Annotated in this window: 10 protein-coding genes and 1 pseudogene; 5 read left to right on the forward strand and 6 right to left on the reverse strand. The window is 53.9% G+C overall.

Going from position 1 to position 13,283, the window contains the following annotated elements; all coding sequences use genetic code 11:
• Positions 1-45: 45 nt before the first annotated feature.
• The 5 genes from ACIP21_RS20210 to ACIP21_RS20230 all read right to left on the reverse strand — a co-directional run bounded on the left by ACIP21_RS20210 (position 46) and on the right by ACIP21_RS20230 (position 7,647).
• Positions 46-891 (reverse strand): hypothetical protein, encoded by an 846-nt coding sequence (locus tag ACIP21_RS20210; protein ID WP_400691142.1) that lies wholly within the window; start codon positions 889-891, stop codon positions 46-48.
• Entirely contained in the window at positions 879-2,117 is a 1,239-nt protein-coding gene (locus ACIP21_RS20215) for a hypothetical protein (protein ID WP_400691145.1), read from the reverse strand. The genes ACIP21_RS20210 and ACIP21_RS20215 overlap by 13 nt, the downstream gene beginning before the upstream one ends.
• Positions 2,114-2,731 carry a condensin complex protein MksE gene (locus tag ACIP21_RS20220; protein WP_400691147.1) on the reverse strand — a complete coding sequence of 206 codons (618 nt, stop codon included), beginning with the start codon at positions 2,729-2,731 and terminating at the stop codon, positions 2,114-2,116. The genes ACIP21_RS20215 and ACIP21_RS20220 overlap by 4 nt, the downstream gene beginning before the upstream one ends.
• The gene (locus ACIP21_RS20225; protein WP_400691150.1) at positions 2,728-6,507 is read right to left on the reverse strand and encodes an ATP-binding protein; all 3,780 of its coding nucleotides are present in this window, start codon (positions 6,505-6,507) and stop codon (positions 2,728-2,730) included. Before ACIP21_RS20225 ends, ACIP21_RS20220 begins: the two co-directional genes overlap by 4 nt.
• 135 nt (positions 6,508-6,642) lie before the next feature.
• On the reverse strand, positions 6,643-7,647 hold the full coding sequence (locus ACIP21_RS20230; RefSeq protein WP_400691152.1) for a hypothetical protein: 1,005 nt from the start codon (positions 7,645-7,647) through the stop codon (positions 6,643-6,645).
• Between the two features lie 243 nt (positions 7,648-7,890).
• On the opposite strand from ACIP21_RS20230, the gene ACIP21_RS20235 reads away from it, so the two are divergent.
• The 4 genes from ACIP21_RS20235 (at position 7,891) to ACIP21_RS20250 (ending at position 11,285) form a co-directional block, all read left to right on the forward strand.
• The gene (locus ACIP21_RS20235; protein ID WP_400691155.1) at positions 7,891-8,769 is read left to right on the forward strand and encodes a LysR substrate-binding domain-containing protein; all 879 of its coding nucleotides are present in this window, start codon (positions 7,891-7,893) and stop codon (positions 8,767-8,769) included.
• Positions 8,770-8,875: 106 nt separating this feature from the next.
• The gene (locus tag ACIP21_RS20240; protein WP_400691158.1) at positions 8,876-9,556 is read left to right on the forward strand and encodes a nitroreductase; all 681 of its coding nucleotides are present in this window, start codon (positions 8,876-8,878) and stop codon (positions 9,554-9,556) included.
• Positions 9,557-10,199: 643 nt separating this feature from the next.
• On the forward strand, positions 10,200-10,826 hold the full coding sequence (locus tag ACIP21_RS20245) for a hypothetical protein (RefSeq protein WP_400691161.1): 627 nt from the start codon (positions 10,200-10,202) through the stop codon (positions 10,824-10,826).
• A gap of 93 nt (positions 10,827-10,919) precedes the next feature.
• Positions 10,920-11,285, forward strand: a complete 366-nt coding sequence (locus ACIP21_RS20250) for a histone-like nucleoid-structuring protein, MvaT/MvaU family (protein ID WP_400691164.1) — start codon at positions 10,920-10,922, stop codon at positions 11,283-11,285.
• A 350-nt stretch (positions 11,286-11,635) separates the two neighbouring features.
• Here the strand turns inward: ACIP21_RS20250 and ACIP21_RS20255 are convergent.
• Positions 11,636-12,283: pseudogene (locus ACIP21_RS20255) on the reverse strand (NADPH-dependent F420 reductase); the annotation flags it as partial.
• A gap of 97 nt (positions 12,284-12,380) precedes the next feature.
• Here ACIP21_RS20255 and ACIP21_RS20260 point away from each other — a divergent pair.
• Positions 12,381-13,244 carry a LysR family transcriptional regulator gene (locus tag ACIP21_RS20260; protein ID WP_400691166.1) on the forward strand — a complete coding sequence of 288 codons (864 nt, stop codon included), beginning with the start codon at positions 12,381-12,383 and terminating at the stop codon, positions 13,242-13,244.
• Positions 13,245-13,283 lie beyond the last annotated feature (39 nt).

The raw sequence follows: 13,283 nt of genomic DNA on the forward strand, positions 1-13,283 counted from the left end.
GACCCTGATGTTCGCGATCGTCAAACTTTCAGGGGCACACGGAGGTCAAGGCAATTTAAGTCCGATCAGTTTTTCCTGCGGCAGTGCCTTACCTGCCTTGCGAACGATCTCATAGACTCTCACGAGGTCGGGATCAGTCAGACCGTCGAGGAAGGCCAGCTTTCCAACCACCTGCATCTGGTACCGCCGTTCGGTGTTGATCTCGCCCATAAGCTTCTTGAGGATTTCGTCCGATGGCGCCAAGTACCGGGAAAAGCCGGGGAGGGTGGCCGCGATGCAAAGGCCCTCCGGGTCATAGTCGGTAAAAGCAATCACCGGCAGGTTCAATTCAGCCAGCAACGCCTTGCTACTGTCGGTTTTGTAGCTGCCAGGCGCACCTCGAAAAACTACCAGTGGATTGCCCGGCAAGTGCTCAAGCAGTGGCGTCTGGTGGGTGAGCTCAAAACTCTCCCAATTCTCAACAAGCAGGACACTGTCGTGGCCACAGCTCTCAGCCACAAAATGCCGATCGAGATCCAGACAGGCGCCGGTCGGGAGATGGATTGGGGTTGAGCCCAAAAGCAAAGGTCGGCCCGGGAGGGTTTTGACTGCGACTCGCTTACCTCGGAGGCGTTTAGTGGCAAATTTCTCATCGCCGCCTTTCTGCAGGGCACCATGTCTAGACTCGCCATCCCAAGCATTAAGTGATTGGTTAGGATCGACCTTGGCCACGTTGATCAGGTAAATCGCCACCTTGTCCTTGTCGCCCTGGCTGAATCTCCAGAGAGATCCCACACGCTGGCCGACACCGTAATCGTCACAGAACGCATCAAGCAGTTTGCTAGGCCGGAAGTCCTGCTCACCAGACTGGCAGATAGAAAGGAGCTTTTTGGTGAGAGCTAGCGTTGGCATAGCAAAACATCCTCGATGATCACGTTTCCGCTGAGCTTGTCGTCCTCATTTTTAGCCAAATGCTGCATGGACACTCGCCTGATGATTTTGGCGTTAGCGTTGATTTGTTTTTCTATCAAGGTCAGGAAGCACATCATGCAAGACTCTTGATCCAAGACCTTGGTCTCCTCCGCCTGAATGAAATACGCTGCGGCCGAGATCTGGGTAGGGGACTTGGCTGCCTCGTTGAGCAAGCGCTGACTCACCACCACGAGTGGCGAGCCCTTGATTAATGCAGCCTTCGGAGGTACCTCATCAATTGGGGTGCCGGCTTTTCTGGTTTTGACCGCTACGGTGACTGCCTTTTCGATGCTCTTAGCGACATCGACGAGCGCATCGCGCACGTCTTGATTACCCAGGTCAGGCACAAGCTGAATCTTCAAAGGTTCGTGATGGTATGCCCACTCTGGGATCGTAGGATACTCATCAGGGGAGCGTACTTCGTACTCAGGATGCTTCTGAAGATAGAGCTGCAGTGCTCGGATGCGCCTAGCGCGAGGCGCAATAATCCTGATCTTGTAAAGGTAGGTCTTGAGTACCTGAATGATATCAACTGTCCTGGAGCGCCACTCCGACAGCTTGTCGAGAATGTGGCTCTGGTACAGAGCGTCAAGGCTCTCGCGTTCTGGATGGACGAGCTCGTCCAGGATTGCCTCACCGTCAAACATGCTCAGCGCCTTGAGAATGCGCTCAAGCTGGTTGAGGTAGTGCTCGGTTTGTTTTTCCTTTTCCTTGTAGGTGCTGACATTGCCGAAATTGTTCTCGGCGGCAGTACGCACGTGCAAGAGGAAGTCATTCATGGCCTCCGCCATCTCGTACAAGGTTGCGTCGATGTCACCTTGGATCAACAGGGAGTCATCGAAGCGATTCTGTAGGCAGGCGTCCGAGTAATCGTCCATCAGCTTGACGAGACGTGCCATTTGCTCGCCAAAGTCCGCTGAGATGTCGTAGTTACGGGCTCGGTGGGTTGCCTCGTTCAGCAGGCGGTTCAGGGTAGGCGAAAGGCGGTATGAGTTTTCTACCGAGGCGTTGATTCGCACCGCTCTGATTTGCTGCAGCTTCGTTAGCATCCGGGCATTCTCATCGTCCCGGGTGACGTAGCCTGCAGAGTACATCTGGGCAATTAGTTCGCGGCTTTTATGCAGCAGCTCCAGGTGTCTCATCACGGATTCTTCGAGCGTACTCATGACTCGGCTCGCTTATCGTACTCGTTGTCCTCCTCCGAGATCTCGTCATGCAGCATCAGGTACTCGATAGCCTCCATTAGCCATTCGATACGACCCGTGAACATATAGATCTCTGACTCTTGATTGACGAGCAGTAGGTACCCGTCGTTCTGAAAGCGTCTAACAATTTTATTTAGGCGCTCACGATCGGATCCGTCCTTGGTGTTGATGTCGATCGTGGTCTGACGGAGCTGAAGATACAGACTGGGGTTGTCAGAGATCCTGGCCATCATCTGGTTCAGATTCAGAATCTGGCCCGCGGCAACGGAGTCGTCATCTCCACTGATACGCATCACCAACTCAAGAAAAGAGACCATGGGGCGCAGGACATTCTTGACTTCAGCGAAGCGCTTCTTCGCATCCTTCTTCCCCTCCACATCGATGTCTGCATGGGCGGCAAAGAATGCCCCACCTTCCCGGGTTGTCGTTAACCTGAGATCGATCCGCCTGAGGTACTGGTCAACATCGTTATGGTGAACTGGATTCGCCAGGAACTGATGACCGTCATAGTCGGTGATCTCGCAGACAAAACCACCCTGCATGAGTGCGGTCACGACTCGTCCAAAGGTGCTCATTCGCCGTCCTCCCAGGCAAGCTCGAGCTCACCGTCTTCGATCGCTTCCCCTTCAATGGCTAGCTCGCAGTGCACCAAACGTCGTTCGGCATCCAATTTGTACTTGTGCTCAAACAGCATCAGCGTTTCAGCATCTGGATCAGGAAATGCGGTGCAGAGGGTAATCCGATTCTGGCCGAGGTAGTTGCAGAGAGAGACGATGTTCTCTGCATCAATCGCCTTGAGTTCATCCACGCACCAGGTCAGCTGGACAGGGGCGTTACCCCGCACCTTCCCGATGAAACCGAGGAATAGGATGATCAACACCAGGTAGCTCAGCCCGTTCGACGAGATATTTTCAAGCTCGGTACGATTACGGAATTGGCGGAAATTGCCCTGCTCGCGCACCGAACCACGGATGCTGACCAGCGATTTGAATTGGGCACTGATGCCGCGCTTGGAGTCCCAAAGAGCGAGGAGGGCGCTTAGGTGAGCCACAGCATCGGCGCCTGGTAAGGCGTCCTCTTGAGTCCATTCCTCACGATCATTAGTGATTTTGGTTATCACAGACCAGTAATCGAGCTCCTCGACACCTGAATAAATCGAGATCTTGAGTTCTGAAAGGTTATCGAACACCGCCGAGCTGTGTTCAAGGTGGTCTTGCAGCGCGGTGTTGAAGCTTGTGAGCTTTTTGTTGAAGGTCTGCAGCTCTCGATGCAGGCCTTGAATTTCGCCAAAGATAGTCTTGGCATCCGCAACCAGCAGACGCCGGCTCTTATCATGCTCAGTTGCAAACCAGTCCTCTACCACTCGCAGCATCATGCGAGCATCGACCTCATCACCGGTCTCCGTCTGGAGATTGAAGAGGCGATCGTGGAAATAGGTAGAGGGAGCCGCTTGAGCCACTTCATGAAAAGCGGTGCGCATTCTTCCGGTAAGATTCCGAAGCTGATTCTGGGCTTCCTTGATTTGCTGCAGCAATGTGGTCATCGTCGCGCGCAGGATGTGAGCTTCCCAGGCTGCGTCATATGCCTCATGCCGGCTAGTCGGTTCGAACGCGATTAGGCGGTCGTCTAGGCAATTGCCGACGATGAGCAACTGGCTGTCAAAGCCAGCGATCGCGGAACGGCATTCCGTGATTGCAGCGAGCACTTGTTCCCGTTTTCGGTTCCACGCACTCTCAGCTTCAGCCAGACGAACGTTGTCATTCTCTAGGTCTAGTTGTCTTTGGGATCTTTTGGCCTGAAGCACGGGGATTTCAGGGAGCACCTGTTGCTTCCAGATGTGCCACTGAGCGAGGAGCTCGCTCCAAGAGTTAATATCTGCGAGGGTTTGATTTAGCGCAGTCTGCCTTGCCTCGAGGGCCGAGATGACGTTGAGATCTGCGCCTTCACCAGCGAGCTCCTTGTTCAGTTGCTCTCTCAGGAATTTCGTGCTGGCGTCGCAAGTCTCTTTGTGGCCCTCAACGCTAGCTTGAATTTCGCGGACTTCAGCCTTGAGAAGCTCTGAGGCCTCGGCAATGCCGCGATCCCGTTGGAGGACAAGGGCCTGATGCTTGTCCGCTAGCCTCTGAGTGAAATCTGCATGTGCCTGCACAGCATGGTTCAGGAGGCGTTGGCATTCGGCCAAATGCTCTCGGGCAAGTTGTCGAGCGTCGTTGAGCTTCTTCTCAAGCTTCTCGTTCAGCTGGTCAACTTCTCTCTCCAGCGTCTGTGCAGCTGATTTCGATTTTGTCAGTGCGGAACGGGCTAGCGAGAGTTCTTCGTTAGCCGTCTTCAGGGACTGCCGGATTTCCAGTTGTTGCCCAATGGCCCGCTCGAGCTGAGATTCGAATGCTTCCAGGACTCGGCTGGCTTCCTCAAGTCGCTCGTTGAGCTTCGACTCATCTGCCTCGTCAACTGGGTCGACGAAGTCAAGGTCGAGGAAGACGCCGTACAGGCTTTCGCCCATTGCAGTGAGCTGGGGGTGAAGATCGTGACGGTGAAGAAGCTCAGGGTTGATGACCTTCGCGATGTCTTTTGCCCAATCCGAGCGATTGGTTCGAAGGAAAGCCAGAAGGCTATCCTGGTCAGGAGTATGAGCCCGTTTGATCTCTTCGATCAGGGTGTGCTGCTGGGAAATCGAAAGTCGCAGAGCTTCGATTGTCTCATCATGTCTCGAGGATGAGGATTGCAGTCCATCAACATCCCGCTGGCGATCGATGACATTGGTGTGAGCAGTTGAGATTGATCTGTTGGCGTTCCGGAGCTCACCATTTTTCGCATCGATGGCATTTTTCACAGCCGTGTCGAAAGGAGGATTCTCGACACGCTCCTGGGCTCGCGCTAACTCACCATGATTGCGGTCTTTCTCTTTTGAGAGATGGTCGAGCTCGTCAGCGGACGAGTCGGTGAGCACCTCGGAGGCCTCTTTATAAGCAGCCTCGAGCTTATCCCGGCTCTCATGCTCGGCATCCCTGAGCCGGTTGATTTTTTCCATAGCCACATTGCAGAACTCGTTGTGGCGACGTTCCTCTTCGTTGATCTGCTTGTCGTACTTGGCCTTAATCCCGGTCGCGGCTCCGAGAGCGAGCTCGAGCTGGGCGTCAATGCTTCGCAGCTCGTCAGTGAATAGCTCACGCTGTGCTGCTTGTGCCCGCTTAGACTCAACGTCCTTGGCCTCATAGTCGAGACGACTGGCCTCGATGTTCTGGAGGCCACGATCACATGCTTCGATCTCGGCTCGAGCTGTTTCAATAGACCTGGTCAGTGTCTTAGAGGTCTCATCATGCGTAACCTGCTCTTCCTCTAGGTACGTTTGCTTGCGGGATTGCTCGCTCTGACGCTGTGTTTTGCTCGAGTGGAGGTGGTCTTTGAGGTGAATAAACTTCTCTTTGATCTCCCGCATGCCATCCTCTGCCGCCTCAAGCTCACTACGCTGAATCCTTGCCACGTCCACGAGAGGGGTGATTCTCATGATGCTTTGGTAAGCGCTGTAATCTCGAGGCCAGGTTTCAACCCGCTTACGCTCAGTATGAATGCCCGCGGAAGGCTTCCCTTCGAAGACCCAATCAGCCACGACCTGCTGAAGGTCATCGAAATTGGCTTTGCGGGAGAACATCCCTTTGGTGAGCTTTTCGAGGTGACGCAGTGGCCGGTTGTAGGTGGTAAAACCGTACACATCTGACATCCCTAACAGATAACGCCTATGTGTCTGATCCACATGCGGCGGCTGCCATCCTTGGATGATCGCTCTGTAGTCTGTGTAGGTATCTACTAGCTTCTCCGCATGCTGGATTTTCAGGTGAATCAGACGCTGACGAAACTCCTTGTTCAGCACAAACTGACCGTCTTCTGTGACAAACATCTCGCGACGGAAATGGCTGTTTACGAATCTGAATCGGATCTTGTCGGCAGTTGAATTACTGAGCACGACTACGAGTCGGCGTGTGCCATCTGGACGCTCGTACTCATAGACAAGGTATGAGGTCTGATTCGGAAGGTAGTAGTCGATAAACGAGTCTTTTCCTTGGGATACCACATCACGAGGCTCAACACCGACGAACAACAGAGCCAGGGAGAGTAGGGAGGTCTTCCCTCGGCCGTTCCGCCCAGTCAGTGCCATGCCCCCATCAATTCCCATGGTCTGAACCCGACCACGTGACAGCGAGTCGACAAGGTGGATGTTTATCAAGCGATACAAGCCTTCAGCGTCGCCTTTGGACGCTTCTACTGCGGGCTTCTCTTCCTGCTCGGGCGCTTCGTACGTTTCATCTGGAACGTGAAGATCCAACCCTGGGTTCTGTCCATCGGTGTTCATACAATCTCCTTGAGCCTGTTCACGCCCTACATCAGGCCCCCGGTGGTTCCCGAGGGTGAGGTGACGCGTGCGCAGTTGTACATTTAATAAACGCTCAGGATTGGGCTAGCGCTTATCGCCAGCTGACCGTTCCATTTAAACCATTGCAATTTGTTCTGAGTGGCGAGCCATTCGATTTCGCGCGACCAAATCAACGGGAATTTTGAAGCGCTTTGGCGCGAGAACGGTAATCCTGGCTCCCGGGGTGGGGATGGTGAGCTCCGTCTGCACCAGCTCCTCATGTGACCAGATCACCAGAATTCCTGAATCGATCTGTGGTGCTTTCTGCAGGATGGTGACCAAGTAACGAACCGAGCTTTCTAGATTTTCATGATCAAACCGAGAGCTCATCGTGACCTCAACTGCCACAGTGTGCTGACTGTCGCTAACCAGCAGATCAGCACCGATTTGGATAGCTTCCTCGTATGTGCTGACGGATAAATCGGGAGCGGCAGAGGTTACATATCCCGTGATCGCCCCAAGTATCTGAGCTTCGCGTGCCGCAGGAAATGAATCGACAGACACGGAGGTGTGCGCGAAAAAATTTAGGAGGATTTGGACGATCAGATACGAAATGCCCCTCTCGCGAGCTAAATCAACTTGATCTGCCGCGGCTTGATCTTCCTGGTTTGCCTCAGCTTGACCGGCGATAAATGCCAGGCGCTCAGTGATCTGATCCAGAAGTAGGCAGGAGAAGGCGGAGACGGAAATGATCGCCAAAAACGCTTCGCTCTCGTCGAAATTGAGCTGGTAGTCGTGAGCCGAAGGGTTACGCCAATGCGTGCGGTAGATTGTGAGCTGAGAGAGGACTCGAGACCTGAAGATGCCGTGCTCCTCGAGGTATTGCTCGATTTCATATGGCTTTTTCTTGTCAGGGTCTTTATCCGCTAGAACCCTGTAAGCCTCTTTGACGCTGCCCTCAAAAGCCTGATTGGTACGATAGATGGCATCGGTGAATGCCGTATCGTCGATATGCTCTTGTCCTCGGGACAGATGACGGAATGCCGTCACGATGTGCAGAAGTACCGCCCTCAGGCCTGGTACACAGTGCTGGTCACCCAAGGCCTCAATCTTTTTCCGAAGCGTATCTACTAGATCCATCTAGATTCCCATTGGGGTCGGCACGTTGGCAGACTGCCATCATATCAGTGCGGACTGCCAAAAGCTGTCGCTTGACCGTCTAGACCGGGGTTCTTAGGCATCTATCGCACGGTGCGCCTTTACAGCAGGCAGGCTACTTGCTCGACCTAGGAGCTGTGGCGATAGAATCATGGTTGGCCGGCCGGCCATTCAGGCCTGGTTTTAAGAGGACGCTTCGCACAAATGCTCGACCGATTACGCTCGATGGAAGTTTTCATCACAACCGCTCAGTCTGGATCTTTTGCTGCCGCGTCAGCACAGCTCGGCCTGTCTGCTCAAATGGTTGCTCGACACATTCAAGCGCTTGAGGAGAGGCTTAACATCAGGCTGATCAACCGTACGACACGCAAGCAAAGCCTGACTGAAGCCGGTGTGCTCTATTACGAGCGTTGCAAAGAAGCGCTGGCCGCTGCAGATGCGGCTGATGCACTCGTTCTTGAAGCACATGCCGAACCCCAGGGTCGTATTCGAATCAGCGCGCCTCATCAATATGGCGCTTTTAGCCTCATGAGGTTCGTATCTGGATTCATGGAGCGCTATCCAGGTATAGAGGTTGATCTGAACCTTTCTGATAGAGCCGTCAATGTGATTGAGGAGGGGTACGAAGCGGCTTTTCGCATTGGAGAAACTGGGATTGGTGAAAGCAGTAGCTTGGTAGCGCGTCCACTGCGTTGTTACCAAATGATCACTTGCGCCTCACCAAGCTATTTGGAACGCAATGGTGTGCCGCTACACCCTTTGGATCTCGAAAGCCACAACTGCATTGGCTACGTCTACTGGGATCGAGTCATCAATGATCAGTGGCTTTTCACCAAAGATAATGAGGACTTCCATGTCCGGGTGGGTGGCCGATTGAAGGTGAATGATCCCACCGGTCAGCTAAATGCTGCGCGATGCGGGATGGGGATCCTGCTGGCAGCGAAGGATCTCGTGTCCGATAGCATTCGATCCGGTGAGCTTGTCCAGGTATTGGACGACTATCGTGGCCCGTCGAAGCCTGTTCACCTGATCTATCCGGCTGATAAACAGAGAAGCGCCAAACTCCGAAAATTTATCGAGGATGCTGTCGTGGCGCTTGAGTAGATGATTAACCACTATCAGTAAGAATAGAGACGACTGAAGGGCCATTTATCGCACGCCGGTACCTTCCTAGACTGACGGCCTCGTTAACTATCAAGGCTTTGTCATCATGCATCAGCAAGCAGAAGCGTTCGGACAGATCGTCAGGAGCCGTCGCTCCATGCGTGAATTTTTACCTGAGCCAGTCAGTCCAGGGCTGATCACCGCTGTGCTAGACGATGCACAGCAGGCACCGTCCAACTGCAATACGCAACCTTGGCAGGTTCATGTGGTTTCGGGCAGTAAGCGCGATGAGCTCGCTGCAGCGCTGATCGAAGCGGATGCCAGAGGGGCCTTCTCGCCAGACTACTACTTCGACATGTCTGATTATCCGGAGCTCTACGCTGGCCGAGCCAAATCCAGTGCCAAAGCGAGATATGACGCCATCCAAGTCGACCGAGATGATGCCGCAGGACGTCATAAAGCGATGCAGTTGAATCTGGAATTTTTTGGAGCTCCGCATGTGGCGTTGTTATTCATGCCACCTTTGGGAGATAGCGTTCGGGTTGCCAGCGACATGGGTATGTACGGTCAGACTTTCCTTTTGTCACTTACTGCCCATGGCCTGGCTGGGATCCCGCAGACACTGCTAGGCATGTACGCGGACACTGTGAGAGCTACCCTCGGTATCGATCCGCAATGGAAGATGCTCTTCGGTATTTCTTTCGGTTATGCGGATCGACTGGCAGCAGCGAACAATATGGTCGTCGGTAGGATCCCATTAACCGGTAGTGTGACATTCCATCAGTGAGCCAGGTGTCACGCTAGCGGCATGCGTCCGCTAGCGTGACAGCGACCTGTTTAGGGGGCTTTGGATGCCTTCGCTGACCTTTTTACAGCCGGTCTTTTTTGAGCAGTACGGCTAGCTTTTGTCTTCTTGGCGGCGACTGCTACCGCCGGCGAACGCTTTTCGATGAGCTCTTTACCAATCTTCATACCCGTGCGCCTGAGTCGGTCACAGGCGGCCATGAAGCTGACTTTGCTAAAAAAACGGGATTCCCAGGGAGCCACCTTTGTAAGGCGATCGCATGATTCCGTAGACCACGGTGCAAGCAGCGCGATCGATCTCCTGTTTACGCCCGTCAGGGAGCGATCCTGTGAAAGCTCCACCGCCCCACCACCTTCCCAGTCCTGCCCCTTCAATTTCTTAGTGCCGCTGGGCCCATATTTGGGGCTGAGGCCATCCTCAGGATCCAGGTTGGGCTTAAACAGCCGCACCGTGATTGAGTTAGCGCCAATCCTGCCCATCACCACCCGTTAGCAAGTGACCAATCCAGATATATTTGGATCCGAATTTCGCTTGTGGTGATGTTAGATTGCAATGAGTCTGGATATGCTGGTGGTTATGCTGCAGTGACTAGCAAGCGCTTAGCTCATTGCTAAGTGTTTTCGGAATGAGCAAGATTAACCGATCACTTGAGGCGGTATGGATGGAACAGCTGGCGCTGATGGACGTGCTAAAGATTGCGGCCGGCAGCGGCGTTGTAGCCGCCTTGGTTAGCTCGATAATCACTTGGATCAAGGAGGGGCGTCAGAGGAGTGCCCAGCGTCGTCTAGAAGCAGAGATCGACGCTATCCACTTGATAACCAGACTGGATGCCTTAGCGGTTGCGTGTGCCAACAATTACTGGGAATTCCACGACAGGTGGAGCCAGCTTAGAGGTGCTGAACACGCTCATGACATTGGTTGCGCTAAACCCGAACTTCAAATTGAGCCGGAGAAGCTTGCCAAAATTGATCGTGTACTGGCCTGCCGTATTGCCTGGCTTGAGAACGATGTCAGCTTGGGCGCAGACGGTATTCGAGCAAGATGGGAGGCCTACCTAGACACCGACGAAGCACTAGACGCTGATGCGGATCTGGTGGGCCATTTCGGCTATGAGGCATTGTTGATTTCTCGTTCACTGCGCGACAAATACAAGCTCAAGTTCCAAGGCATGCAATGGGGTATGCCGACTATCGAGAAACAGCTCACTGAGTGCTCCGAGCGGTCAAAGGAATTCTTTAAAGAGAAGGGCTAGTGGGCTCCCTGCACTGAGCTGACACGACGTACCGTGATGAATCGTTTAGAATGCCCCCTTGGGCTTTTAATCATGACCTAAAGGAAGAAATCTATGTCTCGCCTTGCAGAATTTCGCAAGCTGGAACAGAGCCTTGCAGCTCAACTCGCCGAGCTCGAAGCACTGAAAGGGAGCGCCGAACTCCAGAGAGAAATTGAGTTTGAAACCAAACTCCGCGATCTGCTTGCGACTTATGGTTTCAGTCTGCGGGATGTCATCAACATCCTCGATCCGCAGGCTGGCGTGCGCCAGGTGAGCGCTGCTGCAAGCACCACCGGCACTCGCAAGCCACGAGAGGTGAAGACCTACAAAAACCCGCATAACGGCGAACTCGTTCAAACCAAGGGCGGGAACCACTCGGTGTTGAAAGCTTGGAAAAGCCAGTACGGCTCGGACACTGTTGAAGGATGGCTTCAGTAAGAAGCCCTGTACCAAGGGCCTCATTCGGAAGGCTTTTTACGGCTGCTATGGATGTCGCATATCACATTAGAGTGTATGCGCGATATCGCAATCGGCAGATACCCCCGGACTCTTGTTCGGCCCTGAGTGCAAGCTGTCCAATGGATACGACAAAGCGATATCTCGATTCCTTGAGAAGACAATCGCCTTGTTCGTCTCCAGTTGGTGTGGTATCGAGAAGTGCGCTTGAACCAGCCTGCTCTGGGTGAATGGCGCTGTTCGGATTTGATTCGAATGCATCTAGCGGCCAACTGAGGTGATCAGGAGGGCCTTTGGATATCCAAAGGCCTTTTCCCGACAGGATCGTCTTGTTAGTACGAGATCCACGCCGGCGCGACTGTTGGGCCCTTTTCCAGGAAGTAGCCGAAGTGGATGTTCATCTCTCCGATCGGCTCAATGAATCGACTGTTGCTCAAGGGGCCCGAATCCACAGCTTGGAATCCGGCGCTCTCCGCCAAGGCTGTCACCTGTTGCTTCGCCTTGCTGTCATCTCCTGCAACGAGCACCTGCAAAGGTTTGCCCGCACGAGCCTCTGGGCTCAACATACGAGCGAACACGGTGTTGAATGCCTTTACGACCTTCGCCTTCGGCGCCAGTTTTTGGAGTTCCTCGGCCGCGGAGGTAGTGTGGCCGATCACCAGCTCTTTGTAGTCGGCGCTGATGGGGTTGGAGATGTCGATGACGACCTTGTCCGCAAGTCCGCCAGCAGCATCAACGACACTCCCCAGCGCCTCGTATGGCACGGCAAGTACCACGACGTCAGAGACCTGGACTGCGGTTTTGACATCAGCGTGCTCGGCAGGCTGCGGAAGGCTGTTGGCCAGAGCGCTCGCTTTCTCGGAGTCGCGTGCTCCGATGAATACGGAATGTCCGGATGCGGCGAGAACCTGCGCCAGACCTGTAGCCATGTTCCCGGTACCAATGATTGCGACTTTCATATTTTCGTCTCGTAGTGTAGATAGGGACGACCATTCTGGACTTGAAACGTAGAGCTATTAATACCTCCAGAATTTCAACAGTTGAAAGTATAGGTTTCGTATGGATCGTCTGGCGTGCATGATTGCATTCGTGAAAACCGTGGATTTGGGCTCATTCACTGCAGCGGGTGAGGCGTTGCAAATCACCGCGCAGGGGGTAGGGAAGCAGGTGCACATGCTTGAAACCCATCTGGGAGTTCGTTTGCTGAACCGCACCACTCGGCGCCAGCACCTGACAGATGTTGGAACGACCTACTACTACCGCACCAAAGCTGCACTGGCCGAGATTGCAGCAGCAGAGGATCTCGCCGCAGAATTTCAGGGCGTCCCACGTGGTGTCCTTCGCATCAACGCTCCGGTTACATTTTCAAACCATGCGCTTTCAACCAGGTTAGGGGAGTACCTCAAGCAGAATCCAGGGGTATCCGTCGAACTGACCCAGTCCAATCGCTACATCGACATGATCCAATCCGGAGTGGATATTGTTTTCCGGGTGGGCGAGCTCACTGACAGCGGTTTATCGGCGAGAGCGCTTAAGCCCTATCGATTAGTTCTGTGCGCAGCTCCCGGCTATTTGGAGGCTATTGATCCAATTACTCACCCCCGGGACTTGCAAGCCTGCCAGTGCCTGGGATTTGCTCAGCCTGAACTGAAACGTGAGTGGCGTTTTCAGGGCCGTGAAGAGGTAATCAGTGTTGCAGTCCAAGGGCAGCTTTCTGCTGACACCGGCGAAGCCTTACTCGGAGCAGCGCGGGCTGGGCTTGGCCTTATTCTGCAACCCCTTGAGCTGGTTCAGGAGGACTTGGCGGAGGGTAGGCTGGTGGAAGTGCTGCCCGAGTTTCCTTCGCCCAGCCGCCCCATGAACTTGATATTCGTGAAGGATCGCCAGATGACGCCCAAGGTACGTTCTTTCATCGATTTTGCGGTGCAGCACTTCGGGTGAAGAACAAGGGTGGTTGCCGGAAAACCACCCTTGCTGGAT

Origin of the sequence: Pseudomonas sp. NPDC089401 (assembly GCF_044749485.1) — a bacterium.
Taxonomy (GTDB): Bacteria; Pseudomonadota; Gammaproteobacteria; order Pseudomonadales; family Pseudomonadaceae; genus Aquipseudomonas.

Coding starts and splice junctions, on each gene's coding strand:
- ACIP21_RS20230 (WP_400691152.1), bottom strand. CDS start 7,647: ATGGATCTAGTAGATACGCTTCGGAAAAAGATTGAGGCCTTGGGTGAC.
- ACIP21_RS20210 (WP_400691142.1), bottom strand. CDS start 891: ATGCCAACGCTAGCTCTCACCAAAAAGCTCCTTTCTATCTGCCAGTCT.
- ACIP21_RS20225 (WP_400691150.1), bottom strand. CDS start 6,507: ATGAACACCGATGGACAGAACCCAGGGTTGGATCTTCACGTTCCAGAT.
- ACIP21_RS20220 (WP_400691147.1), bottom strand. CDS start 2,731: ATGAGCACCTTTGGACGAGTCGTGACCGCACTCATGCAGGGTGGTTTT.
- ACIP21_RS20235 (WP_400691155.1), top strand. CDS start 7,891: ATGGAAGTTTTCATCACAACCGCTCAGTCTGGATCTTTTGCTGCCGCG.
- ACIP21_RS20215 (WP_400691145.1), bottom strand. CDS start 2,117: ATGAGTACGCTCGAAGAATCCGTGATGAGACACCTGGAGCTGCTGCAT.
- ACIP21_RS20245 (WP_400691161.1), top strand. CDS start 10,200: ATGAGCAAGATTAACCGATCACTTGAGGCGGTATGGATGGAACAGCTG.
- ACIP21_RS20250 (WP_400691164.1), top strand. CDS start 10,920: ATGTCTCGCCTTGCAGAATTTCGCAAGCTGGAACAGAGCCTTGCAGCT.
- ACIP21_RS20260 (WP_400691166.1), top strand. CDS start 12,381: ATGATTGCATTCGTGAAAACCGTGGATTTGGGCTCATTCACTGCAGCG.
- ACIP21_RS20240 (WP_400691158.1), top strand. CDS start 8,876: ATGCATCAGCAAGCAGAAGCGTTCGGACAGATCGTCAGGAGCCGTCGC.